15 protein-coding genes and 1 pseudogene are annotated in these 25,034 nt (G+C 67.4%); 5 read left to right on the top strand and 11 right to left on the bottom strand.

Features of this window, described 5'->3' with window-relative positions; all coding sequences use genetic code 11:
• Positions 1–19 precede the first annotated feature (19 nt).
• Complete coding sequence (locus IE275_RS20280) at positions 20–502, top strand: DUF456 domain-containing protein (protein WP_189712748.1); 483 nt, start codon at positions 20–22, stop codon at positions 500–502.
• A 69-nt stretch (positions 503–571) separates the two neighbouring features.
• On the opposite strand, the gene IE275_RS20285 is transcribed toward IE275_RS20280, so the two are convergent.
• From IE275_RS20285 to IE275_RS47245, 4 genes are all read right to left on the bottom strand, one after another.
• A complete protein-coding gene (locus IE275_RS20285) occupies positions 572–1,090 on the bottom strand; it encodes a methylated-DNA--[protein]-cysteine S-methyltransferase (RefSeq protein WP_189712749.1) in 519 nt (172 codons plus the stop codon).
• The gene (locus tag IE275_RS20290; protein ID WP_189712809.1) at positions 1,087–2,472 is read right to left on the bottom strand and encodes a DNA-3-methyladenine glycosylase 2 family protein; all 1,386 of its coding nucleotides are present in this window, start codon (positions 2,470–2,472) and stop codon (positions 1,087–1,089) included. The genes IE275_RS20285 and IE275_RS20290 overlap by 4 nt, the downstream gene beginning before the upstream one ends.
• Positions 2,473–2,864: 392 nt before the next feature.
• Positions 2,865–4,052, bottom strand: coding sequence for a ribosome small subunit-dependent GTPase A (rsgA, locus tag IE275_RS20295; RefSeq protein ID WP_189712750.1), 1,188 nt, complete (start codon positions 4,050–4,052; stop codon positions 2,865–2,867).
• A 299-nt stretch (positions 4,053–4,351) separates the two neighbouring features.
• Complete coding sequence (locus IE275_RS47245) at positions 4,352–5,077, bottom strand: recombination directionality factor (protein WP_373299259.1); 726 nt, start codon at positions 5,075–5,077, stop codon at positions 4,352–4,354.
• A gap of 280 nt (positions 5,078–5,357) precedes the next feature.
• Between IE275_RS47245 and IE275_RS20300 the strand changes: the two genes are divergently transcribed.
• Positions 5,358–8,180 (top strand): HsdM family class I SAM-dependent methyltransferase, encoded by a 2,823-nt coding sequence (locus tag IE275_RS20300; protein WP_189712751.1) that lies wholly within the window; start codon positions 5,358–5,360, stop codon positions 8,178–8,180.
• A 180-nt stretch (positions 8,181–8,360) separates the two neighbouring features.
• Here the strand turns inward: IE275_RS20300 and IE275_RS20305 are convergent, their stop codons facing one another.
• The 6 genes from IE275_RS20305 to IE275_RS20330 form a co-directional block, all read right to left on the bottom strand.
• Positions 8,361–9,152, bottom strand: coding sequence for a hypothetical protein (locus tag IE275_RS20305; protein WP_189712752.1), 792 nt, complete (start codon positions 9,150–9,152; stop codon positions 8,361–8,363).
• 179 nt (positions 9,153–9,331) lie between these two features.
• Complete coding sequence (locus tag IE275_RS20310; protein WP_189712753.1) at positions 9,332–10,987, bottom strand: serine/threonine-protein kinase; 1,656 nt, start codon at positions 10,985–10,987, stop codon at positions 9,332–9,334.
• A gap of 75 nt (positions 10,988–11,062) precedes the next feature.
• Complete coding sequence (locus IE275_RS20315; RefSeq protein ID WP_189712754.1) at positions 11,063–14,284, bottom strand: type I restriction endonuclease subunit R; 3,222 nt, start codon at positions 14,282–14,284, stop codon at positions 11,063–11,065.
• A 12-nt stretch (positions 14,285–14,296) separates the two neighbouring features.
• Positions 14,297–15,571: a restriction endonuclease subunit S gene (locus IE275_RS20320; RefSeq protein WP_189712755.1), complete on the bottom strand. Its 1,275-nt coding sequence runs from the start codon at positions 15,569–15,571 to the stop codon at positions 14,297–14,299.
• Complete coding sequence (locus IE275_RS20325) at positions 15,564–17,597, bottom strand: type I restriction-modification system subunit M (RefSeq protein WP_189712756.1); 2,034 nt, start codon at positions 17,595–17,597, stop codon at positions 15,564–15,566. Before IE275_RS20325 ends, IE275_RS20320 begins: the two co-directional genes overlap by 8 nt.
• Positions 17,594–19,327, bottom strand: a complete 1,734-nt coding sequence (locus IE275_RS20330; RefSeq protein ID WP_229870386.1) for an HsdM family class I SAM-dependent methyltransferase — start codon at positions 19,325–19,327, stop codon at positions 17,594–17,596. Before IE275_RS20330 ends, IE275_RS20325 begins: the two co-directional genes overlap by 4 nt.
• A gap of 214 nt (positions 19,328–19,541) precedes the next feature.
• On the opposite strand from IE275_RS20330, the gene IE275_RS20335 reads away from it, so the two are divergent.
• Entirely contained in the window at positions 19,542–21,233 is a 1,692-nt protein-coding gene (locus IE275_RS20335; protein WP_189712758.1) for a DUF6119 family protein, read from the top strand.
• Between the two features lie 241 nt (positions 21,234–21,474).
• Complete coding sequence (locus IE275_RS20340; RefSeq protein ID WP_189712759.1) at positions 21,475–22,407, top strand: DUF5655 domain-containing protein; 933 nt, start codon at positions 21,475–21,477, stop codon at positions 22,405–22,407.
• Positions 22,408–22,503: 96 nt separating this feature from the next.
• Here the strand turns inward: IE275_RS20340 and IE275_RS20345 are convergent, their stop codons facing one another.
• Positions 22,504–23,250: a DNA-methyltransferase gene (locus IE275_RS20345; RefSeq protein WP_189712760.1), complete on the bottom strand. Its 747-nt coding sequence runs from the start codon at positions 23,248–23,250 to the stop codon at positions 22,504–22,506.
• Between the two features lie 564 nt (positions 23,251–23,814).
• On the opposite strand from IE275_RS20345, the pseudogene IE275_RS20350 reads away from it, so the two are divergent.
• A pseudogene (locus IE275_RS20350) lies at positions 23,815–24,953 on the top strand (C40 family peptidase).
• Positions 24,954–25,034 lie beyond the last annotated feature (81 nt).

Genomic DNA, 25,034 nt, shown 5'->3' on the forward strand with positions numbered 1-25,034 from the left:
GTTCGGGCACGCTGGGCAGATGGGAGTGTGGGAACTCCTGCTGGTCGGCGTGGTCCTGCTGTTCGGCCTGTGCGGAGTGCTGGTGCCCGGGGTGCCGGGGTCGTGGCTGGTATGGGCCGCGGTCCTGTGGTGGGCGCTGAAGGACCCGCGGCCGGTGGCCTGGGGAATCCTCGTCGGGGCGACCGTCGCGCTGCTCCTGAGCCAGGTGGTGCGCTGGGCCCTGCCGCCCCGGCGGCTGCGCGCCTCCGGGGCGACCCCCCGGATGGCGGTGTACGCGGGGGCCGGCGCGCTCCTCGGGTTCGTCCTGGTACCGGTGATCGGCGCCGTCCCCGGCTTCATGGGCGGCATCTACCTGTCCGAACGCCTCCGCCTCGGCGGCTCCGGCGAGGCCCGCGCGGCCCTGCGCACGGCGATGCGCTCGGGCGGCTGGAGCGTGCTGGCGGAGCTGTACACCTGCCTGCTGATCGTGGGGGCGTGGGTGGGGGCGGAGCTGTGGGGCTGAAGGGGCCGGGCGCGCGGGTGTGCGGTGTCTCCGCGCGGGTGCGCAGTGTCTCAGGGGCCTCGGGGCGCCTCAGAGGGAGGACGGCGGCAGCGGCAGCGCCCCCTCCAGCACGAGCAGCCGGGTCTTGCGCTCCAGCCCGCCCGCGTACCCCGTCAGCGAGCCGTCCGCGCCGATCACGCGGTGGCAGGGGCGCAGGACGAGCAGGGGGTTGGCGCCGACGGCGCCTCCGACGGCGCGGACGGCGGGGCGGGAGGCGCCGATGCGGGCGGCGATCTCGCCGTATGTCGTGGTGGCCCCGTAGGGGACGGTGTCGAGGGCGTCCCACACGCGCTCGCGGAACGCGGTGCCCTCGGCGCGCAGCGGCAGCCTGAACTCCTTCAGCTCGGCGGCGAAGTACGCGGCGAGCTGCTCCTCGGCGGCACGGAAGGGTCCGGGATCGTGCCGCCAGTCGTCCTGGACGGTGCGGCCGCCCTTCTGTCCGGGTACGGAGAGCGAGGTCAGGGCGCCGTCGGGGGCGGCGGTGAGGAGCAGGGGGCCGAGGGGGCTGTCGACGGTGGTCCAGTACGTCGGGTACTCGGTGGCGGTCATGGGGTGGGTTCCTCCGCAGCGCGCAGATGGTGAAGGGCGTAGGTGCGCCAGGGGCGCCAGGTGTCGGGGACGTCCGCGCCGGGCGGCGCGACGTCGGGGTCGCCGAGGGCGCGGGCCCGGATCGCCGCCACGGTACGGGCGTCCAGGCCGGGCAGCGCGAGCAGGGCGGCCTGCGCGTCGTCCCGGTCGGCGCCCGGGTCGAGGCGGACGGTGCCGTCGGCCAGCGCCGCCGCGAGGGTGCCCACGGGGCCGGGGCCGCCGGCGAGGGCGGCCGGTTCGGGGAAGAGGTGGGTGAGGGTGCCGCAGGGCGCGTCGAGGGCCTTGCCGTGGCCCCGGACCAGGTCCGCGGCGGCCGCCCGCCCCGCCAGGGCCCGTACGGCGTACTCGTCCGGGTCGGCGGCGCCCGGCGCGCGCAGGCCGGGGCGGGCGGCGACCAGCGGGGCGAGCCGGGGGTCGCCGCCGAGCCGCTCGTCCACGGCGTAGGGGTCGGCGTCCAGGTCGAACAGCCGCCGCAGCCGCTGGACGGCGGTGGTCAGGTCGCGCGGGTCGGTGAGGCTGAGGCGGGCGTCGAGCCAGCCGCCGGGATGGACGGCGGAGGGGCGTCCCGCGTCGCCGGTCCGCTCGTCGACGGCGACGATCCCGGTGCCGTGGGGCAGCCGCAGCGTGCGGCGGTAGGTGCGGCCGCCGGGCGGACCGCTCACCTCCTCCACCCCGGGCACGGCCTCGTGTGCCAGCAGGTCGAACACCGGGCCCGCCCGGTACGGGCCCCGGTGGGCGAGGCGGAGCGGGATCCCGGCGCTCGGGGTGGCCGCCCGCAGGGAGGCGCGGACGGCGGCCCGCAGGTCGGTAGGGGTGGCCGCGTACACGGCCCGGATGGTGTCGTTGAACTGGCGCACGCTGGCGAACCCGGACGCGAACGCGATCTCGGTGACCGGCAGGCCGGTCGTCTGGAGCAGGGTCCGCGCGGTGTGCGCGCGCTGCGCCCGGGCGAGGGCGACGGGGCCCGCGCCCAGCTCGGCGGTGAGCTGGCGCTGCACCTGGCGGGCGCTGTAGCCGAGCCGTCCGGCGAGGCCCGGGACGCCCTCCCGGTCGACGACGCCGTCGCCGATCAGCCGCATGGCCCGGCCCACGACGTCGGCGCGCACGTTCCAGTCGGCGGAGCCGGGTACGGCGTCCGGACGGCACCGCCGGCAGGCCCGGAAGCCCGAGCCCTGCGCGGCGGCGGCCGTCGGGAAGAAGCGCACGTTGCGGCGTTTCGGGGTCACGGCGGGGCAGCTGGGCCGGCAGTAGATGCCGGTCGTCTCGACCGCGAAGAAGAACGCACCGTCGAACCTGGCGTCCCGGCTGCGCACCGCCTCGTACCTGGTGTCCTGGTCCGTCATGGGTTCCATGCTTCCCAGTCTTCGCCCGCGGCCGTGATCGTGCTGGCGGGAATCGGACACGGCCCTGACCGCCGCCGGTGCCTAGGGCCTCTCTTTCGGATCTTGCCGTGGGTCACGGGGCCTGGCACGCACTCCCCCAGAGGGGGGACCCCCAGCCGCGTTGTCGTCGGTTGTCAACGTCCCCCAGCCTCCGGCCGGGGGTGCCCCCACCGCGTTGCCGCCCTCCTCCGCCTTGCAGCTGCACGCTCCCCCACTCTCGGCTTCGCTCGAGCGGGAGGGGCCCCCACGACCCCGCTCGGCCACGCCGGCAAGTCCCGCGGACCGGAGCCGGCCTGATCCGAAAGAAAGGCCCTAGGTCGCCGCAGGACGCCAGGTCACCCGAGGCGGCCAGGTCACCGGGGCGGGGCCGGCCGCCACGGCCCGTGTCCGCGCTTGGCGTCGCCCGCCGCCCGGCCCTCGGCCTGCTTGCGCTTCCAGTCCTGGCGGATGCCGGCGCGGGCCCGGGCGTCGGACTTGGCGACGATCCACTGGTTCTCCCTGACGAGCTTGCGGTAGCTCTCCAGCCGGCGCACGGGCAGTTCGCCGTCGTCGACGGCGGCCAGCACCGCGCACCCCGGCTCGCGCTCGTGCGAGCAGTCGTGGAAGCGGCACCGCCGGGCGATCGCCTCGATCTCCGAGAAGACCTGGCCGACGCCGGCGCCTGCGTCCCAGAGGCCGACACCGCGCAGTCCGGGTGTGTCGATGAGGACGCCGCCGCCGGGCAGCGGCAGCAGATTGCGGGTGGTCGTGGTGTGCCGGCCCTTGCCGTCCATGTCACGGGTGGCCTGCACGTCCATCACGTCCTCGCCCACCAGGGCGTTGGCGAGCGTCGACTTGCCGGCGCCGGACGCGCCGAGCAGCACGGTGGTGCCCCGCCCGAGGAGGCCGGCGAGTTCCGCGACGCCCTCGCCCTCCCTGGCGCGGACGGTCAGGACCGGGACTCCGGGCGCGGTGGTCTCCACGTCCTGCACGAGGTACGACAGGGCGACCGGGTCGGGCACCAGGTCGGCCTTGGTGAGCACGACGACGGGCTGGGCGCCGGACTCCCAGGAGTCCGCCGACGTACGCAGCAGTGCCTCACCGCTCGAACTGGACATCGCGAGCGCGAGGAACCGTTCGATCCGCCCGAGGTCGAGTTCGACCGCGAGCGACACGCAGATGACGATGTGATCGATGTTAGTGGCCAGCACCTGCCCCTCGGACCGCTTGGACGACGTCGACCGCACGAACGCGGTCCGCCGAGGCAGGATCGTACGCGCGTACCGCGGATCACCGCCCTCAGGATCGACGGCGACCCAGTCCCCCGTGCACACGACCTTCATCGGGTCACGGGGAACGACGAACGCGGTGTCGGCACGGACGACGCCGTCAGGAGTGGCCACATCACACTGGCCGCGATCGACCCGGACAACCCGGCCCGGGACCAGACCCTGAGCGGCATACGGGGCGAACTCGGCCTCCCAGCCCTCGTCCCAGCCGTAGACGGCGAGCGGATGCTGGACAGCGGAAGAGGAAGACGGGTGGAGCGAAGCGTTGAACAAGGGGAAACCCTTCGAAGGGTGGCCCCGGCGGCGCGCTCCAAGCGCGCGGATCGAGTGGGTGTCAGCCGGAGACCACAGGGGTGGGAACGATGAACTCCTGAATGCGGGCAGAGCCCGTCACCGTGACAGTCATCAATGTCCTCACCTCCTGCTTCTTCTCAACGAACCAACACCATGCCCTGGGCAGCGACACAGCCGCGCCCTGGAACGAGCAGAACCATAGCCCCACCCCAGGACACGGCACCACCGATTAAATTCGGGGCCCCACCTGCGCGAAGCCGACAACCAGCGGACCAACGTCACGCCGCAAGTCGTACAGCATCCCGGACGAGGACCTGGGTCCTGCCGACCTCAACTATCGGCCGCCTGTAGCTCACGGCGATCCCGGAGCGCGTTGTGAACTCCACCAGTCCGTACCGGAGTACACCCACGACCGGAACAGCCGCCGTGTCCAGGGCGGCAGCCAACTCGGGCAGCTCGGCAGCGAGTTCCCACGAAGTCGATACGAGGTCGAACACACCCAGCTCGGGAAGGTCCGCCAGCCGGAAGCCGATTCGGACCTCAGGTGTCGGCCCGCGGCCTGCCTGGGCTGCCCCCTTGCGATCAGCCAGGCTCGCCGGACAACCACACAGCGATCCACGTGCGCCCCTCGGCTCCAAGAGCCTAGTTCCGTCGCAGACATGGAAAGTCTCACCAGCTCCGCGCATCACCATGCGAAGCGAGACGGCCCCGCAGCCACCCAGCAAGACAGAGATGTGATCGTGGCGAGTCAGGACCTCGACGACATGCTCGTCGCCTGTGTCCAACAGCTGCGGCACACCTCCATAGAGCCCACCCACAGCGTCAGCGACCGCTAGGTCCGCCGTTGTAATGCGCCACGCCGACAGCGCAATGGGCCTTCCACCTCGCTGTCGCGCCACATGGAAACGGCCCACCGGATCTGACGCGGATACGCGCGGCCGATCCGCCCCAGCGTCGTCGAGCTTCTGATCCCGACTGGGGCTGTGGTGCGGGTGGGGAGCCATGGTCTTCCTCCGGCGGCGCGATGTTCAGAGGCTCCAAGGATCCGATGCACTCGCCGGTTGGCGTAGCCGGGATTCACATGTAGAGAGATGCCAGCTCGCACGTCATCAGGTCTGAGCAAGGTCAGATCAGGTCCACGAGCACTGCCAACTCAGCGGCGGCCCAACAGCGCATCCACGCAGCCGATACTTTCGGTAAGTTGCCCCCCTTACAGTGGAACACACAGCCAGCGCACTGGCTCCGGTCACCCGGGGCCCCGCACCTACACCCTCGGGGGGCTCTGTGACGGACGAGCAGCAGACAGTTGACCAGCACCTGTGGAGACTCTTCGACTCCCTCCGAGGCCGGCTCTCCTCTAATGAACTGGCTGACTCGTTGCTGTGGAATGCCGTCGACTGGAGAACCCGCGCCACCGGCCTGCCAGCTCCCGAAATCGACATCATGCAGCTTGCAGCCCAGCGTGTGAGGAAGCTCAACCCTGCGCTGGATCCGACGCTAGAAGGCGAACAGGAGCTGCTACAGACCTACACCCCGGCACAGATCAGGCGCTACGCAAGGACGTTGCTGCGCCCTGTGCACCAACACGACGAGTTTGCCACCTCCGCGTCTCTGGTGAAGGTCGCCGAAGCTACCTTGACCTCTTACGAGCGCGGAGGCCGCACGGATGCGCTGCATCTCTATGATCCGGCGTGCGGGTCCGCCACTCTGGCGCTCGATGTCGCCGAGTCTCTGACAGATCAGACAGGCGTGCCGGTCAGCATCGCCGGCCAGGACATCAGCTCATCCACCGTTCAGCGCGCCCGGGCACACGCCTACCTTGTCGGAGCGGACGCCGCATTCAGCTTGTCAAACTCTCTCGAAGAGGACGCCTTCCCCGGCCGCCAGTTCGACTACACGGTGGCCGAGATCCCATACAACATGTCGTGGCACAGCAGCCTAGCGTCCTGTTCAGCTGAGGCTGAGCGCCTGGATGGACGATTCCCCGCTGGTCTGCCGCAGCCCAATAATGCCTCCCTGCTGTTCGCCCAGATCCTGCTAAGCAAGCTTCGAGACCCGGCGGACGGTGGCGGCCGAGGGATTATGTTCACCGCTACAGGGCCGCTGTCTGACACGGGCGGCAGCGCGATACGTACCTGGCTGCTGGAGCAAGATCTCCTGGACGCTGTGGTCGCTCTGCCCGAAGGACTCAGCGCGAACACAAGCATCCGGCTGTTCGCCCTGGTCTTCTCCAACGGTAAGCCCAAGGCGCGTCGGCGGAAGGTTCAGTTCATCGACCTCCGCGGCTTTTACGAGGACGTGCGTTCACGCCGGCTTGAGCGCCGTACCATCAGCGACGCGGCCCTAGATGAGCTGTCACGAAGCCTGAAGCAACCGAAGCCGACGCCCTACAGCAGGACAGCCTCGGCGAGTGATCTCTCATTCCGTCGAGTCAGCGTCATGCACGACACCACTGCAGCCATCGGCAAGCCCGGGCAGGGCCATGTGCCGTCGCTCACCATACTGGTGCCGGTCACGTCCTCCATCGAAACGTGGCGCAATGCCCGCTACGTCACAACGCCACCGGACGTGAGCGACGTGGCGAACTCACAGCTCACGATGTTCGATGTAGACCGCGTCTTCCGAACCGACCGACCTCCGCGCGCGCTGCGCGACCTCACCCAACACGGCTGGAAGACCGCCCGTCTGACCGAGCTCGCTCAGCACATCTGCTACGTCCCCTCAGCCAAAGCAGCCGACCGCCCGGCCATACTGTCATCCGCCTCAGGAGAGCCAGCACTCATCCTCCCCATCGAACCGCACCTGGACGCAGTAACCGGGGATCCGGCGGAAGTCGCTCCCGACAACCGCATCCTCGTTGTCCAGACTAGAGACAAGCACGCCGACGCCGACTACCTCGCAGGCTGGCTCAACTCCCCACTAGGCCGGAAACTGCGCTCGGCGGCCGCCAGTTCCGGCAGCGACAGCTACGTCAGCCCTCGCGGCTTCAATCTCACCCAAGCCTGGCGCATGGCAGACGACCTTCTGATCGCCCTGCCGGACCTGTCTGTCCAGCGCGACATGGCCCGCACAGAGCGAGCTCTGGGCGCCGCCCGCCGTCACCTTGTCGACTCGCGCCGAGAGCTCTGGAACGACCCCAGGAAGCGCTCCGATATCTACAGGGAGGCGAGCCGCCTCATCCCCTCGGCAGACCTAGCCCAATGGGCGGCAACTCTGCCCTTCCCCATGGCCAGCGCCCTGTGGGCCTACGAATCCAAAGGTGACAGCAACCTCCATGCCCGCCACGCTCAGATGTTCCACTTCTGGGACGCCACTATTCAGTTCCACGCCACTGTCCTCCTGTCAGGCCTTCTCCAAGACCGTTCAGGCCTCGAGCAGGAACTCCCCGCCCTCGCTGCGCAGTTCAGTAAAGTGGGGCTTTCCCCCGAAAGGGCCAGCCTCGGTGTCTGGCATATTGTGCTGCAACGCCTCACCAAGAGGTACCGCACCGCGGTAGCCGGAACCGACACCGACGAGCAGGCACGGGTGCGGGCAACCTTCGCCGACGCGCCACCCGACTTCATGGATACCCTCCTGAGCACCGACATCACGAAGCTGTTCGGAGAAGTGATCCATCTACGCAACACATGGAGTGGCCACTCGGGTGCGACCAGCGAGGACTCCCTTAGGGAGCAGCTCGGCATCCTAACCGGCCACGTGCACACCTTGCGTAACCTGATCGGTGCCGGCTGGCTGGACTTTCCTCTCGTGCGCGCTGGTGGGGCTCGGATTAGGAACGGGGTATTCCACCATGAGGTGGACCTGGCCGTTGGCCCAAACACTCCGTTCAAACAGGAGCAGTTCCCGAGCAACCTGGCTCTGGAGGAAGACGGCCTATACCTCGTCTCCCGCGAGGGCGGCGGCGCACTGCCACTTGCCCCGCTGGTCAAGCTGCAGCCAGCAGCCTTCGGAGCAAACAGCGACTGCTACTACTACAACCGCCTGCAGACCAATGGCATGCGGTTTGTGGCCTACCACGAAGCAGCTAAATCAGAAACACTCACGGCTGCCGTGCCCACTGCCGCCCTCGTCGCTGCCCTGACCTCCGGGGTGCCTGCCTCACAGTAGCTAGTTCCGACAGGTGATACGCACAAGAATCTACATGTCAAAGACCGGCGTTTCCGTTCAAGATAGACAGGAAAGAATACTCGGATTCGCCGCCGCTCGACGTCGGCACTGCACTGCACTGCACTGCAGAAGCGCAGGTATGGGGTCTCAGCGATTCGACGGTAGGACCGAATTCCATCGTCAGTCAGACGTAGCACCTTTTCCATCGTTTCGCATCTCAATCGGAAAAAGCCGCTCGATTTGGATTCCTCCGACGATCTTCCAGATTTCAGCCAGCTTCGCTTCGTCGAGCAACGACGGATTGGCCTCAAGCATCAGCGTGATGCTGTCCTCAATCTGCTTGGGCGTGAGCATCTCCAATACGCCACTCAGCCGCGAAGAGCCATCTTCATCCTCGATCCGCGCATTGCGTAGAATTCTGAACTGCTCTTCACTAAACAGCCTGGCCAATAGAGCTGCAACGAATCGCTCGCGCGCCTCCACGCCGCGCATGGCGACTCTATACCCTTCGAGTTCGGCAACCAATTCTCGCAAATCCTCTGAAGAAACAGATTCAACCAGGGCGGACGACTCAGGCGTGATGGCTCGACTTTCATCCTTGCCAGTCCGGGCAAGTCTGCTGCGCGTCGACTTCACGAACGGGCGGAGCTGATCATTCCACCATCTCTTGAGGCGTGGCGCAGCCCTCTCCGCAACTTCGACGAGAATAGCCAGGAGCTCGACTATCTCCTCGGGCTCCAAGCGTTCCCGCCCTCGGGAATCCGCCCCATACTCACTGGCGACGCAGACGACCGGCGGCGAGTCCGTCAGCAAATCCCCTTCACCCTCGCCAATGTCATAAATCTTGACTTGCCCCTTTACCCCTTTCGAGCCGGGGGTGAACAGATTTGGGCTCGATGCGCCATCACCGTCTCTTGATCGCCCAAGCTGCATGCCTTCTTCGTACTCAATCTCGACTGTCTTTCTAACCATCCGTTACCCCCCTGCTGCAAAGCACGGTCGATTCTTCGGGACCCATTCTCTAACTGCACCTGTATAGGCGGCGATCCGGTCGGCGAGCCTGGTGCCCGGGGCGAGACCGAGGTCTACTGATCCATTAGCTTCCAAGGCGCGGGGCCGATCAATGGCGCGATAGATCTTCCCCCAGCCGATTAGCCCAGGTCCTGGCGAAGGCGGCGGAGATAGGCGTCGATCTGCGCCAGCCCCGGCCAGTCGTTTCCCCGTAGCTGGGAGGTTTCCGACCGGAGACGACCTCCGATCTCTAGTACCTGGGGAAGGTTTTCCGCCGCTGCATGCAGGCCCATGAGCCGTGCGAGGGCATCCAGGTGGCGATTGACTGCGTCCTCACTATCGGAAGCAGGCGTCATCTCCACGACGCGGTCGAAGGCTTGGATGGCGGCGGTGGCCTCGCCGAGTTCCATCCGGCACTGCGCGGCGTAGTACCAGCACAGCTGAGCTTGCTCGTCGTGGCCGCCGTAGCGGTCGGTGTAGTGGCAGGCGAGCGGCTCGAAGAGCGCGAGGGCCTCGCGGTGGCTTCCGGCCAGGAACTTCACCTGGGCGAGGCTGAACTGCATGCCTTCCTTGAGCTCCGGGTCAGCGGCTCTCGCGATAGCTTCGGTTAGTGTGTCGGCCGCCTGTGTGAACTGGCCATCCTGAGCCAGTCGCGCTGCCCTGTCGGAGACCCCGTCCGCCTCTTGCTCGGTCAGTGCGGCGGGGTCTGGCTCGAGCCTCTGCGGTGCGGCGGCCGGCGGGGGCCCGAGCGGCGAGGGAACCACGACCGTGGGGGTGTACGAGGGGGCGACACTGGGGCTGGGCGCCCGACCGCCGAAGGGCCGCAGGAACGGCAGACGGGGGTCAAGGATGCCCTCGTCGGTCGCGGCAGGGACACCGGTGGAGGCATGGACGAAGGGCAGGAGAGTGTCGTAGACCTCCATCGCGTCCATGCGCTGCTCGGCCTCCTTAGTGAGCATCGCTAGCAGGAGCTTCTCAATGTCGACCGGCACGTCCGGGCGCACGGTGCGGATGGACGGGGGCGGGGTGTGGACGTGGTGCCACATGTGGGAACGGCTGTCGTCGGGGGTGAACGGCGGCTTGCCTGTGAGCATTTCGTGGAGCACGCAGGCGAGGGCGTAGACGTCTGCGGCGGGGCCGACGGCGTTGGCCAGGCTCTGTTCGGGGGACATGTAGGGCGGGGTGCCTACGGTCATGCCGACCTGGGTGAGCCGGGGCAGGGTGCCGACTCCACGCAGGGCGGCGACGCCGAAGTCGAGGACCTTGACCACGCCTCCGGGGGTGAGCATCAGGTTGGACGGCTTGATGTCGCGGTGCACGACGTCGTGACGGTGGACGGTGTCCAGGACGGAGGCGATCTGGGCACCGACGGCCGCTGCCCAGGAGACCGAAACCGTCTCGCTTTCGTAGTCGGTCTCGTCGATGAACGTCTGCAGTTCGCGTCCCTGCAGGAGCTGCATGACAACGAACAGCCGTCCACTGGCCTCGTCGGTTCCGGTGTCGTAGACGGCCGGCACACCCAAGTGTTCGATGCCGGCCGTGATCTGGACCTCACGCAAGAATCGGGCGCGGCGGGTCTGCAGGGTCTCCTCGAAGGCCGCGCCCTGGAACCCGGGCGGGACCGGGCTCTCAGCCAGCATCATCTTGACCGCGACACGGCGGTCCAGACGTTCGTCGTACGCCTGCCAGACCTCGCCCATGCCGCCCGCGCCGATGGGTGTGTGCAGCCGGTACCGGCCCGCGATCACGCGGGCCGGTACGCCGGCGTCGAAGCTCGGCGTGCCGCCCTGCACCATGCGAGGACCCTCTCTGTGTGGTCGGAGCGTGACCACCCCGTTCGGCCTCTTGCCTGACGTGCTGCAGAGCACAGGCTATGCGGTCGGCGGTTCCGCCCGACGGCTTCCGGACGACTTGAGCTCGGCGGCCCGCTGCTCGGTGGCCCGGCGCTCGGCCTCGCGTCGGACCGGGCGTCGGATGAGCTGGTACGCCTGCTGGGTCGCGACCTGCTTGAACAGGCGGTTGACGTCGGCGTCGTCGAAGTAGCGGACCATCAGGGCGTCGTTGGACGCCGCCTGGTCGATGACGATCCGGTCGAGGTCTTTCTCCAGTTCCCCTCCGAAGACGTCCTGGTCCTGGTGCAGGGCGATGGCCCGGAGTTCGGGGTCCTCACTCACGGCGACAACGAGCTGACCGAGCAGGATCTGGTCGGTGGTGGACAGCCCGGTCCCGTACTCCTCGTTGACGGACTGGATCACCTCGGCCAGCGACATCTCCTCCGCCTCGGCCACCGCTCCGGCCGCCTCGGGTACCAGGCCAGGCAGTACCTGCGCGCCCGCCGCCTCCAGGCGCAGCTCCGGGGTGCCCGTCTGAGCGATGCGCATGTGACTCGGGGCGGCCGTCCCTATGTCGGCGCCGGCGCTGCGGGCGGGCGCGGGCAGGCGGCGCAGCAGGAAGCGTCCGTACTGGTAAAGCCGTTCCAGTTCGAGGTTCTCAAATCCGATGACGTGGGAGAGCCAACCGTACGCCTTGGTGTAGGAGTCCAGGGCGCGGCGGAATTCGGCGGCGGTGTCCGGTTCGGTGGCGTTCAGGGCGTTGAAGCGGTCCAAGGCGGGCTGCAGGTAGCCGTAGAGGCGGGCATGGGCCTTCATGATGGCGGTGTCGGTGGCCGAGCCGCCCTGGAAGGCTGCGAAGTACGCGGTGACGAAGGCGTCCATCTCGGCTTCCACCAGGAGCTGGTAGGCCATCACCTCGCGTTCGCGGTCGAACAGGAGGTTGGGGTCGGTGGGCTCGCTGACCGACGCCTCGTAGTACTGCTGGAAGGCCTGCTCGATGTCCTCGGGCCGGTTGGCGAAGTCGAGGATGAACAGGTCCTCGGTGGTCTTGAGTCGGTGGGTGCGGTTGAGCCGGGAAAGGGTCTGCACCGCGGCCAGCTTCACCAGGACCTTGTCCACGTACATGGTGGTCAGCAGCGGCTGGTCGAAGCCGGTCTGGTACTTCTCGGCGACGACGAGGATGCGGTACTCGGGCTTGGGGACGGACGGCGGGTTCGGGTCGTCCGCGCGGGTGTAGCCGAAACGTGCCGGCAGTTCGCGTTCGGGGAAGCCGTTGAGCTTGGCCTCGGTGTACTCGATCCCGTCGAGGGTCAGTGCCCCGGAGAACGCGACCAGGGTGCCGCAGTCGGTGAAGCCCCGCTGGTCGATGTAGGCCCGCATGGCCTGGTAGAGCCGTACGGCGTGGTCACGGCCGGAGGTGACGACCATCGCCTTGGCCCGGCCGCCGAGTCGCGGGCTGGAGTGCGACCGGAAGTGGTCGACGATGATCTTCGCGCGGGAGGCCATCGACGCCTCCGACATCAGCGCGGCCCTCACCAGCCGCGAGCGCACCTTGCGCGGGTCCACCTGCTGCTCCGCCTCCTCAGCGGCAGCTTCCTGGAGCTTGAAGTACGTGGCGTAGGTGATGTAGTTGCCGAGCACGTCGAGGATGAAGCCCTCTTCGATGGCCTGCCGCATCGAGTAAACGTGGAACGGTCCCTTCTCCTGCTCCCCCGAGCCGGGATTGGCGTAGGGCGTGCCGAAGAGGTCGATCGTCTTCGCCTTGGGGGTGGCCGTGAACGCGAAGAAGGACAGGTTCGGCTGCTTGCCGCGCGCCAGGGCCGCGGCCGTCAGCGGGTCGCCGTCCTCGTCCACCGCGTCCGAGCCGAGACGTCCCAGCGCCTTCTTAAGGGCCGCCGCGCTCTCGCCACCCTGCGAGGAGTGCGCCTCGTCGATGATCACCGCGTAGCGCTGGCCGCCCAGCCCGGCAACCTTGTCCAGGACGAAGGGGAACTTCTGCACCGTGGTGATCACGATCCGGGCCGTCGGCCCGGTCAGCGCGTCCGCGAGCTGCTGGGAGTTCTCATCGATCCGCACGACCACGCCGGCCTTGTGGTCGAACTGGTAGATGGTGTCCTGGAGCTGCTTGTCCAGCACCCGCCGGTCGGTGATGACAATGACCTTGTCGAAGACCAGCTTGTTCGCCCCCAGACCGGAGGCAAGCGCGGCAGGCGCGATCCGACCGGGGTCGTGGGAGGTGTGCAGGCTGGACAGGTGGTGTGCGAGCCAGGCGATGGTGTTGGACTTGCCCGAGCCGGCGGAGTGCTGGATCAGGTAGTTCTCCCCCGCCCCATGGCGGGCCGCGTGTGCGATGAGCTTGCGCACTGCGTCCCATTGGTGGAACCGCGGGAAGATCAACGGCTGCGTGTGCGCGCTACCCGGCTTGTGGGACGGCGCCCGGCCGGCCTTCGCGGCAGCGTCCTCGACGTGCAGGAACCGCTGCAGCAGCTCCAGCCAGTTGTCCCGGGCCCATACCTCGTCGAAGAGGTACGAGGTGGGGTACTTCCCATCGGTCGAGGCCGGGACGTTGCCGGCTCCGCCGATCTGGCCGGGGCCACCGGAGCCGGTGTTGAAGGGGAGGAAGCGGGTGGCGTCGCCGGCCAAGCGGGTCGTCAGAAATGCCAGCGTCGGATCGATCGCGAAGTGGACCAGGCTGCGCTTGGCGAAGAACAGTTCCTTCGGGTCGCGGTCGCGGCGGTACTGCCGCTTGGCGTCCTCGACGGTCTGGCCGGTCAGTCCGTTCTTCAACTCCACCGACGCGACGGGCAGTCCGTTCAGAAAGAACGCCATGTCGAGGCTGTCGGCCGGGCGCGCGGCGGAGTAGTGGAACTGACGCACGAAGGTGAGCCGGTTGGCGTCGTACTCGTCCAGAGCGTCGGCGGCGAGGGTGTGCGCGGGACGGAAGTACGCAAGCTGAATCTTCACGTTCCGGTCATTCACGCCCCGACGCAGCACGTCCAACAGGCCGCGCGAGTCGATCTCCCGCACCACCCGCTTGGCGAACCGGCCGATGGCCTGCTCCTCGTCCTCGCCGTAGGCGGCCTGAAGCGCCAGCCACGCGTCGTTCTGCGACGCACCGAGGAACGCGGCCAGCTCGGAGGTATCAATGCCAAGGGCGCGGTCGTAGGTGTTCGACAGCCCGCGCTGCCAGCCGCTGCGCAGCAGCGCCGCTTCCACGGCGTTCTCGAATGCCTTCTCGGTGTATACGCGGGCGTCGTTCATCTGAAATCCCCCTCAGAAGTCGCGGTCATGCGCGGGGCGGGCGGTGGTGACGTCGAGCTGACCGGTGACGGCAGCGGTGATCAGCGCCTGCCGGCGTTCCGTGAGCAACCGATCCTGTGCCGACAAACGCTCAGAAAGTGCGTCCATTGAACCAATTTCTCGATCGAGGATCGCAACTTTCGCGGCCTGCTCGCTGCGTGAGGCAGCGGGGATAGGGAGCTGCTTCATAGCGCCAACATTGAAGTGCGCTTGAATACTCCCTACGGAATTCAACCCGACCTGCCCCTTGGCGTAATCCGAGTTAAGGACGTAGGTCACATAGCGTGGATCGAGCTTATTGCCCAAGCGGACAATAATTAGGTCGATACAGTTCGCTCCGTCAAATTCACGAGGAACAACAGCAGCAGCCCCGGCTTGACCGGTACGTACTACCACCACGTCATCGGCATTGAGTCTTGATTTCCGATTCTCCGCGTGTCCCTTATCGCTAATGCGAATGAGACTCTCGGAAAGAATGCGACCGGGTTGGACATTGAGCCCTCGCAGTGCAGGTACACCGCCATCGTCGACGTACCATTTGGCTGGCGTAACCACAATCCCCACAGAAACGTCACGCGCAAGATACTTAAGGGGTACAAGTCGCGTACTGTGGCCTTCTTCGAGACCGAGTACTTGCTCGGTGATGCGTTCCCTCCTTAGCGCCATCAAGTCTCTCATCTGCCGGCGCTTGCTCAGAAGGAGGTCAATGCGAGCCGTCTCAGCATCGAGGAAGTCGGCAATGCGGAGCTGCTCGCTCAGTTCCGGCAAGGGAATCCTAAAATCTAGGATCTTGCTGCTGTTTGTAGATGCCAGATTGGTCGTCTTGGTGCCCGTACTCTCGAAATAGCTCCTACCGTAGCCGGATTGAGTAACCCAAGCCAGGTACCTCGCATCGAGCCGCTCCGGATTGGTTCGAAGGGCGAATACATGGTTCTGGTGTAGACAGCCATCCAACTCCCCTCGCCAAACGGTCCCGCGCCCAAGCTTATCGAGATCACCACCCTCGGTCATGAGGACATCACCGGAGCGAAGCTCACTTCGTTTTGCCATCGCACGCGGAACGGTAATGTTCGAAACCGAATCAAGGTTCAGGTGACCGGCTTGGACATTCGCGACTCTCAGATACGGCCGCGTCACCACGTCGCCATCAAGCTCCCGCGTTCCGTCGACCGTCAAACCAGTCTGCAAGCGGCACAGGTACCCGAGACGCACATGCTGGAGCTTCCCGCTTGTAAGCTGTTCATCCATTAGTGACCTCGCCCAGCAGTGCCTGGATTTCAGCCTCAAGGGACTTCAATTCCGCGTCGATCTCCGTGAGCGGCCTCGGCGGCGTGTTGACGTAGAACTGGCGCGTGAAGGGGATCTCGTATCCCAGCTTGAACCGCTCCACCTCCTTGGTCTTCGGATTGCGGGTCTCCGCGATCCAGGCGTCCGGAACGTGGGGCAGCACCTCGCGGGCGAGGTACTCGTCGATGTCCTCTCCTAGCGGTACGTTCTCGTTGTCGCGCAGGTCGGGGTCAGGCTCGGGTTTGCCCTTGATGAGCTGGACCTCGCCTTCAGGGTCGGTCACTCCCACGGCGTCACGGAGGGCCTTCTGGAAGGGCGCGGCTGAGGGCCACAGCACGCCTCCGGCCACCATCACCGTCCGCAGGGCTTCCCATGCCTCAGCCTTTGTGGACCACTGCGATCCGATCAGCGGCTTGAGCGCGGCCAGCAACAGCTCGACCGCCGCGTCGCCCCCGACCGCCTTCTTCACGGCGGCCGACGCACCGAGCTGAGCGAGGCTGTCCTCGGTCAGCTCGAAGCGGAGCTTGAGTGGCCGGTCCACGGTGATGCGCTGGTAGCCGAAGTCTCGGTTAGCGAAGACCTTCACCCGCGTGTGATCCGGATGGCCTTCGTCGCCGGCGATGCTGAGCGCGTCGCGGTAGGTCGCGCAGATGTGCCCGATCTGGTCCCGAGTCATCCTCTTGCGCTTCTCACCGAGAGACTTGCGCATCTTGGTCCACTGGTCGCGAGCGTCGAGCAGGATCACACGGCCCTTGCGGTCGGCGGGCTTGCGGTTGGTGACGATCCAGAAGTACGTGGAGATGCCGGTGTTGTAGAAGAGCTGGTCCGGGAGGGCGACGATCGCCTCCAGATAGTCGTGCTCGATGATCCACCGGCGGATCTCCGACTCGCCCGACCCCGCGCCTCCGGTGAACAAGGGGGAGCCGTTGAAGACGATGGCAAGGCGGGTGCCGCCGACCTCGTCGCCCGCGTCGTCCTTCTTGAGCGGCTGCATCTTGCTCATCATGTGCTGCAGGAAGAGCAGCGAGCCGTCGTTGATCCGGGGCAGGCCGGCTCCGAAGCGGCCGTCGAATCCGCGGTCCTCGTGCTCCTGGCGTACGACCTTCTCGACCTTCTTCCACTCCACGCCGAAGGGCGGGTTGGCGAGCATGTAGTTGAAGGTCTCGCCGTCGTGGCCGTCCTGGCTGAAGGAGTTGCCGAAGCGGATGTTCTTGGCTGTGTGGCCCTTCAGAAGCATGTCGGAGCGGCAGATCGCGTACGACTCGGCGTTCAGCTCCTGTCCGAACAGGTTGACGCGCACGCGCGGGTTCAGCTTGCGGATGTGCTCTTCAGCTGCCGAGAGCATGCCGCCGGTGCCGCAGGCCGGGTCGAGGATCTTGACGACCTGACCCTCTCCGTTCAGCCGGTCGTCGTCCGGAGCGAGTAGCAGCTCGACCATCAGCTCGATGACCTCGCGCGGGGTGAAGTGCTCACCGGCGGTCTCGTTGGAGGCATCGGCGAACTTGCGGATCAGCTCCTCGAAGACGTAGCCCATGTCGTGGTTGTCCACGGCCTCGAAGCTCAGGTCCAGGCCGGCGAACTTCCGCACCACCTGGTAGAGCAGGTCGGCGTTGTCCAGTCGGTCGATCTGGAGGTGGAACTCGTAGCGGTTGATGATCTCGGTGGCCTCCGAGGAGAATCCCCGGATGTAGTCCTTGAGGTTCTTCGCCACGTTGGCCGCGTCACTGCTGATCGTGTCGAAGGTCTGCTCGGACAGGTTGTAGAACTTGAGTTTGGACGCTGCCAGCAGCAGTCCGTCCTTGTTCTCCCCGGTGTAGGAGGCCGCCCGGTCCCACACCGCCTGGCGGGTCGGGGCCATGACGCAGTCCAGCCGGCGCAGCACCGTCAGCGGCAGGATGACCTTTCCGTACTCCGAGCGCTTGTAGTCACCGCGCAGGAGGTCGGCTACCGACCAGATGAAATCGGCCAGTTCCTGGTTCTTACTCAAAGTGTCCCGTCCTCTTGCCCCACTGCGGCGTCTCCGTCGGTCGTCGTGCTTTGGTGTTCAGGGTTCCCGCCGTCACGGGTCGCCGGCGGATCGAGTGCGCCGCCGGTGAGGCCGTCGCGGGCGAGCCGCGCAGCCCGGTCGCCCATGCTGGCGAGTTCGGCGAGTTCGCGCTCGAACGCGCCCAACGAGCGAAAGGCGTCGCCGTAGCGGCGCTGTCGCTCAACCTCTATGCGGGGCAGGCGCGCCGCCTGCAGGTCCGCTCGGAACGTACCCGAGGAGGATGTGCTACGACGGACGTTCTCCGCGCTGCTGGCGAATCCACGCACGTAGTCGGGGTCCAGCTGGTCGCTGGCTGAGGTGAGCTCGTCACCTTCCAGGTTGACCAGGCCGGCGGCCAATAGGTCGCTCACGGCCACCGGGACGCCATCGTCCAGGGCGTCGGCCGGGCCACGTGGTGGCAGCTCGGGAAGCAGCGCCCGCAGACGGCTCAGGCGCGTGTCGAGGTCCTCGCGCAGCTTGGCGTACTCCACCGCGTAGTCGGGTTCCGGCTCGCGTACGTAGCGGCTGGGCGTGAGGTCCACCTCGTTGTCCAGCAGATCGATCAGCTGCACCTCCGCCTTCTGGTGAGGCTGAGGGTCCCACGGTCCGTCCGGGCTGTTGGCGCTGAGATCCACCATGCGTACGGTCTCCGCCGCCCGCCCAGGGTTGGAGGGACGACTTAGCAGCCACAGGTGGAGCGGAAGTGCATGACTGGCGGCGAGGCCGGGCGGTAGAGCCACCACTGCGGTGACGCAGCCGCGACGCACCAACTCCGCACGGATTCTGCGACCGGAGCGACGATGGGCAACCGATGCCGGCAGGACCACCACGGCTCGCCCGCCGGGTGCCGTGTGGTGGTAGCAATGCTGAAGCCAGGCGAGTTCGCTCTCCCCGCGCGAGGGCACCCCCGCTTCCCAGCGCGGATCGATGAGCAGCTGCTCGCGGCCCCAGTCGGCCACGGCGGTCGGCGGCTCGCATACAACCAGGTCTGCGCGGAGATCGGGGAACGCGTCAGCCCGCAACGAGTCGCCTGCCACGATCTGAACCGGCGCCGCCTCCCCTGCGGCGGCCAAGGCCGCACGCACCTGGGCTACGCGTGCCGCATCTGCCTGTGTGTCCTGCCCCAGTCTGCTCTGGACCGCACTGCCGCCCACCGCAACGAGGAGCGAGCCGATGCCGCACGCGGGGTCAAAGACGGTGCCCGCAGTCTCACCGGCGAATTCTCGGACCGCGCGAGCCAGCCGCAGTGTCGAGGCCCCGTCCAACGCGGCGCGCGCGGTGGAATCCAGCAGCCGGGCGACCAGAGCATCCATCACCTCGGTGGGCCTCCGGTCGGCGACCAGCCCGTCCACCGCCTCTCGGGCGGCCTGGTCGAGGAGCTCTTCCATATTGCCCCAGAGGTACTCCCCGACAGCAGCCAGGGCCCGCGCCATGTCCTCGCCGTAAGCGCAGCGCAGCGCCTGCCAGAGCCGGACCTCCCCGCTGACCTCTCGCCCGTCGCGCTGCCCTTCCAGCCACTGCCGTACCTCGGTGAGCGAGAACAAAGGACTCGCCGAGGTACCGCCTACGGGCGCGGGGAAGTCCGAACGACGCCTGCGCCAGTTGGACACCGCGGCACGCGTCACGCCCGCCAACCGTGCGATCTCCGCAGCGGTTGCCGTGGCATCAGCCGCCTCGTTTCCTCCGATCATGAAGCGACCGTACACCGTTCACGCTCGGATCTCCAAGTTACATTCAGTTGACGGCGTTAACTAGCTCATGTTCACTGGGTGTCGCGCGCCAAGGACTCCGCCGCACACAGCACACCCCCCGGAGGAGAACCGAGCGTGAGCACGAAGTCACGCGGATCGAGGAGAACGACCCCGCGGCATCGACCTCCGGCACCTCGACTCGAAGGAGCATCACGTGGCGGCCAAGGAGAAGAGCAGCACTGGCACCCGAAAGTCCACGTTGCACCGGCTCACTGTTCCTAGCGGTGGCGAGGTGGAACTCCGCACTCTTGTGCGTCCTCACTATCTCGATAGACCCGGATACCAAGTCCGCGAGTTCGCCTGGGAGGGCGTAACCGGGCTGCTGGTGAACGGGGGAATCCCCCGAGACCGCGCCGACTGGTGCCCGGCCGTCGAGCGGATCACCGGCCTGGAGGTCAACGAACGGAATCACTCCGCTGCGGGCCTGGTGCTCATGCGCACCGAACGCGGCTTGTACGCCCTGAGTTACGGGGTCGGCCAGCACATGCTGGACCCGTACTACCGTGATGATGAATTCGGACTGGAGTTCGCCACCCGCTGCCTCGACGAGGACGGCATCATCAAGGTGCGCAACCAGATCATGGACGGACGAGGGCGCGTCGACGAGTACTCCGTCGCCCGGGGAGAGCGTATCGACGGCTTCGGACTCGACCGGTTCGGCGCAGTCGTCCGCCGCATCTGTGGAACGGTCAGCGGCATCCCGTTGACCTCACTGCCCGCCGGTAGCTCCAAGCATGTTCGAGTCGAGTGTTCCGAGTCGACCATCAAGCTGCCGCTGGCCACCACCCCGGAGGAATTCCTCAACGACCTGCGTGCGATAGAGGAGGTCTGCTCGCGCCCGGATCCACTGCCCGAACTGGGCTTCGTCGATCGGCTCCGCACGCTGGACAAGCGCAGCCGCAAGGCGGTGGACGCCCAGGCAGTCCTTGAGCGCGTGCTCGCCGACCCTACTCACCCGCGGCTCACGCTGGGAGTTCCGGAGAGCTGCCAGGAGGGCTTCGGCTCCGCCCAGGCGTTCCGGATCAGCTCGGGTAGCCGCAGCATCGACGTCACCGACCTGGACCTTCCCGTCCTCCTCGACTTCGTCTCGGACAAGACCGAGGGCGAGCGCCTCAAGGCGCTCGGCCAAGTCCGGGTCGTCATGTTCAGCGACGACGACTTGAAAACGCCGGCCAGCGCCGCGACCACCGGCAAGGAGTGGCTCATCGCGGACGTCCCTGTGGAAACAGTGCGGTACTTCTACGGCCACGGAAAGTGGTACGAGGTGGGAGCCGGATTCCTCAAGACGCTGGAGGAAGAGCTCCGGGAACTGCTCGGCAAGTCGGCCAGCGTCCAACTGCCCGCCTGGCCAAAGGGAGTACCGAACGCCAAGGGACGGGACTCTCACGATGAGGACTGGTACAACAAGCAGGCGGCACGCCAGGAGGGCTACCTCCTCTTCGACAAGAAGAACATCGTCACGGACAAGTTCAACGGTGGCGGCCTGGAGGTCTGCGATGTCCTCGGCCCGGACAACCAGCTGATCTGCGTCAAGAAGGCCACCAGTAGCAACGGCACCGCACCGCTGAACCACCTCTTCGCCCAGGCGGTCACCGCCGTCGAAACCCTGCGCAGCGACAAAGCCATCCGCAGCGCCTTCCTGGGGCAGGTTGCGGACCGTACTCCCGAGCACCGTCTCCTGAGCGACTTCGGCACGCTGAAGGTCGTGCTCGCCATCCTCCTCAAGGACGGAAAGGAGATCACTGTCGACTCCCTCTTCGCCTTCGCCCAGGTCTCCCTCCTCCAGTCGGCACGTCGCTTGCGCGCGATGAACGCAGAGGTCGAGGTCGTCGCTATCCGACGCTGAACCACGCCGCCCGGGGTGATCCCCACGCCCGCTTCGCGAGGGCCGTGACGCGTCCAGCACCCATTGGAACCTGGCCAGCCCAACTCAGCTGATCATCTTCCGTGAACGGCCCCGAGGCGTCCACATTGGCGGAGAAACAGCGAGCGGTAGCCCGACGAAGCAGGAGACGCAGGCATCCGCTGGAATACCCGCAGGCCGGTTTCGATTGCTTCTCTTGTAGTGATCACGGAGGGGGACGCTGGTGGCCGAGCTGATGTTGTTCCGGCAGGACGCGGACGGGCGGGATGTCGAGCTGTCCGGGTCGACGGTGGCGCTGGAGGTGGAGCTGCAGCGGCGGGTCGAGGCCGGTCTGGAGCAGATGCTCGGGATCCGGTTCTTGGCGTCGGAGTACGCGACCGGGCCGTGGCATCGGGGTCGGATCGACACGCTAGGGCTGGATGAGAACGGCAGTCCGGTGGTGATCGAGTTCAAGAAGGGCTCTGACAGCGGGGTGCTGTCGCAGGCGGTCTCGTACATGGCGTGGTTGGAGTCGGCGCAGCACGAGTTCGAGGCGCTCGTCCGGAAGGTGCTGGGGGCGGAGGCGGCCGAGTCGATCGACTGGCGGCGTCCGCGGATGGTCTGCATCGCGGCGGGCTTCTCGCACCACGATCGGGTCGCCGTGCAGCGGGTGCCTGAGCGGATCGACCTGGTGCGCTACCGGGTCTTCGAGGGCGGTCTGCTGAGCCTGCTGCTTGTGGACTCCTCGCCGGGGGTGCCCGGCACGGCGTCTCGGCGGCGGCGCGAGCGGGACGCGGCGGCCGAGGATTCGCCGACGGCCCCGGCGGCGTCCTCGTCGGCGGGTGCCGGCCTCGTCCCGGAGTGCCTGCGGGATCTGTTCACGGAGGTGGACGAGGCGCTGACGGCGTGGGGCGAGATCGAGGTGGTGCTCCTCAAGCACTACATCGCCTACCGGCGGCTGGTGAACGTGGCCTCGGTCCTGTTCCGTCCGAAGCACCAAGTGATCCTGCTCTATCTCAGACTCGACCCGGACACGGTCGTGCTGGAGGAGGGCTTCACGCGGGACATGCGCGGTGTCGGGCACCTGGGGACGGGGGACCTGGAGGTGCGTCTCGCCTCGGCGGCGGACCTGGAGAAGGCGGCGCCGTTGATCCGGCGGGCGTTCGAGGCAGCCTGAGACAAGCGGAAGGGCGGCTGGAGCATCGGCTTCTCGATGTTCCAGCCGCCCTTCGGCGTCTGCGGCCCTCCGGCCTCGGGGGCGTCGTTCTCATGATCAGCTCTCCGGTCCGGCGAGGTCGAAGTCGTCCTTGGTCAGTTCGGCGTGGAGCCGCTGTTCGGCGACGTCGGCGTAGTGCGGGGAGAGTTCGACGCCGACGAAGTTGCGGCCTTCGCGGAGGGCGGCGACGCCTGTGGAGCCGCTGCCGGTGAACGGGTCGAGGACGGTGCCGCCTTCGGGGCAGACCTGGACGAGCTGCTGCATGATCTCGACGGGCTTCTGGGTGATGTGGACCCGGCCCTTGCGGGGCTGTGAGGCGATGTAGTGGCCGGGCAGGTACAGGTCGCGGGAGTGGTCGAGGGAGCCCTTGACGCCCCAGACGATGAACTCGGAGTCCTGCTTCGGCCCGCCCTTGCGGGGCCGGCTGGCGGGCTTGATCCACGGGAGGGTGCCGCTCCAGGTCCAGCCGGCCATCTGCAGGGCGTCGGTCGTGGTCGGCTCCTGGCGCCAGTCGGTGAAGACCATGGCGACCGCGTGCTCGGTGGAGGCCCGGTACGCCTCGGTGAGCAGTTCGGTCAGCCAGGAGCGGTAGGAGCGCTGGTCGCGGTTCTCGCCGGGGAAATTGGCGAGGTCGTGTGCCGAGTTGCTGGTGACGTACTTGGCGCGCGCGGTGCGGCCGGTGCGTTCCGAGCTCGTGCGGCCGCCGGAGTTGTACGGAGGGTCGGTGATCACGGCGTTGACGCTCTCGTCCGGGAGGGACTTCAGGACGGTCAGGGCGTCGCCTCGGTGCAGTGTGTAGCTCATGGGGGCCTCTTTCAGGACGTAGCGGTTCTGTCCCCTGCTCCGGACAGCTCTCAACGGCGTTCTTCCGGGGTGGGGTTGTGCCGGAGGTTAGTGGGGTTCCCCGGCCGGACCTAACGGGGTCGGCGTGGGCGTCGGGGCTCGTTTGGTGCGGCCGGAACCCCGGTCTACTGTCTCGCCTTGTCACCGGGACTGAGTCCCGCTTCACCCCGCTGACCTGTGCTTATCCGTGCTGTCTCGTCCCATCGAGCCAGGCGGAAGGCACGTTGCCCACGTGTTTTCCGATGCCGTCCGGAGGTCCTTGTGTACCGCCTGAGATTACGAGCGCGGCTGGCTGCCGCGCATGACCTGAGACCGGCGTTCGGGAGCTACCAACTCCCCTGACCGGGCCCGCCCGAGAGGCGGATGCACATCGGCGCGGTGCCGGCGGCTTTGCACGAGAGGCTGGCACCGCGTCTCCTACGAACACCGAGGAGCCGCTGCGATGCAGCATGTCCTGATACCCCCGCGCCCCGACCTGACGCCGTCACCCGGCCGACTCCGCCGCCTCGGTGAACGGCGGAGGCGATGAAGAAGACCACCAAGGGCGTCGTCGGCCTGTTCGCGGCGGGCTCGATGCTGCTGGTCGTGCCGGTCCTCGCCTTCGGCGCCGGCACCGCGTCGGCCTCCTGCCCGACCGACGGCACGCAGTCCGTGGACACCGCGGCGGTCGCCGACCAGGTGAAGGCCATCCTGGATGGTGGCGGCAAGGCTTCGGTCTCCGTGCCGGGGCTGGACAATCCGGCCGAGCAGATTCCCTTCGCCAAGACGATTCAGGCCACCGGCGTCGCGATGAACATCCCGGCCCGCGGGCAGGTCGTGGCCCTCGCCACCGCCCTGCAGGAGAGCGGCCTGCGGAACCTGACCTGGGGCGACCGCGACTCGCTGGGACTGTTCCAGCAGCGGCCGTCGATGGGCTGGGGCACGGCGAACGAGATCCTCGACCCGGTGCATGCCTCGACCAAGTTCTACGAGGGACTCCGGCAGGTCTCGGGCTGGCAGTCCCTGTCCGTCACGCAGGCCGCCCAGGCGGTGCAGAAGTCGGGCTTCCCCGAGGCGTACGCGAAGTGGGAGCCGATGGCCACGGCCTTGCAGAAGGCCATCGAGCCCCTGCTGCCGAAAACCGGTGGCGGTGGCGGTGGTGCGTCACCGTCGCCGGTTCCGGACGGTCCTGCGCCCGGCGCCACGGGTGGCTGTGCCGCCGACGGGGACGGCACCGACTTCGGCACCATTCCAGCCGGCGCGCTGCCCGAGAAGTACAGCATCCCCGCGACCGCTCCGCGGGAGGTCCAGACGGCGATCCGGTGGGCGCTCGACCAGCGCGGTACGCCGTACCAGTGGGGCGGGACCTGCACCGACTCCCACGGGGACAAGGCGATGGGGCGGTGCGACTGCTCCTCCTTGATGCAGCAGGCGTACAAGGCCGCCGGGGTCCCCCTGACGCGTACGACGTACACGCAGGTCAAGGAGGGCAAGCCGGTCTCGGCCGATGCCCTTCGGCCGGGTGACCTGATCTTCACCGAGGGAACGGCCGCCGTACCCGAGCACGTCGGCATGGCCACGGTCAGGGCCTGGTCGTGCACGCCCCGCGCACCGGCGACGTCGTCCGCGTTACGACCGTCGCCGCCTGGAAGTCCGGGATTCTCGCGGTCCGCCGAGTCGTCTGACCGGCATCTCTCCCCCTCTCCCCTTTCTCGCACCGCCGCTCCACCTTCACGGGCTTCGGCGTGCCTTCATTCGAACTGGAG

The organism is Streptomyces phaeofaciens, from assembly GCF_014648915.1.
In the GTDB taxonomy this organism is placed as follows: Bacteria; Actinomycetota; Actinomycetes; order Streptomycetales; family Streptomycetaceae; genus Streptomyces; species Streptomyces phaeofaciens.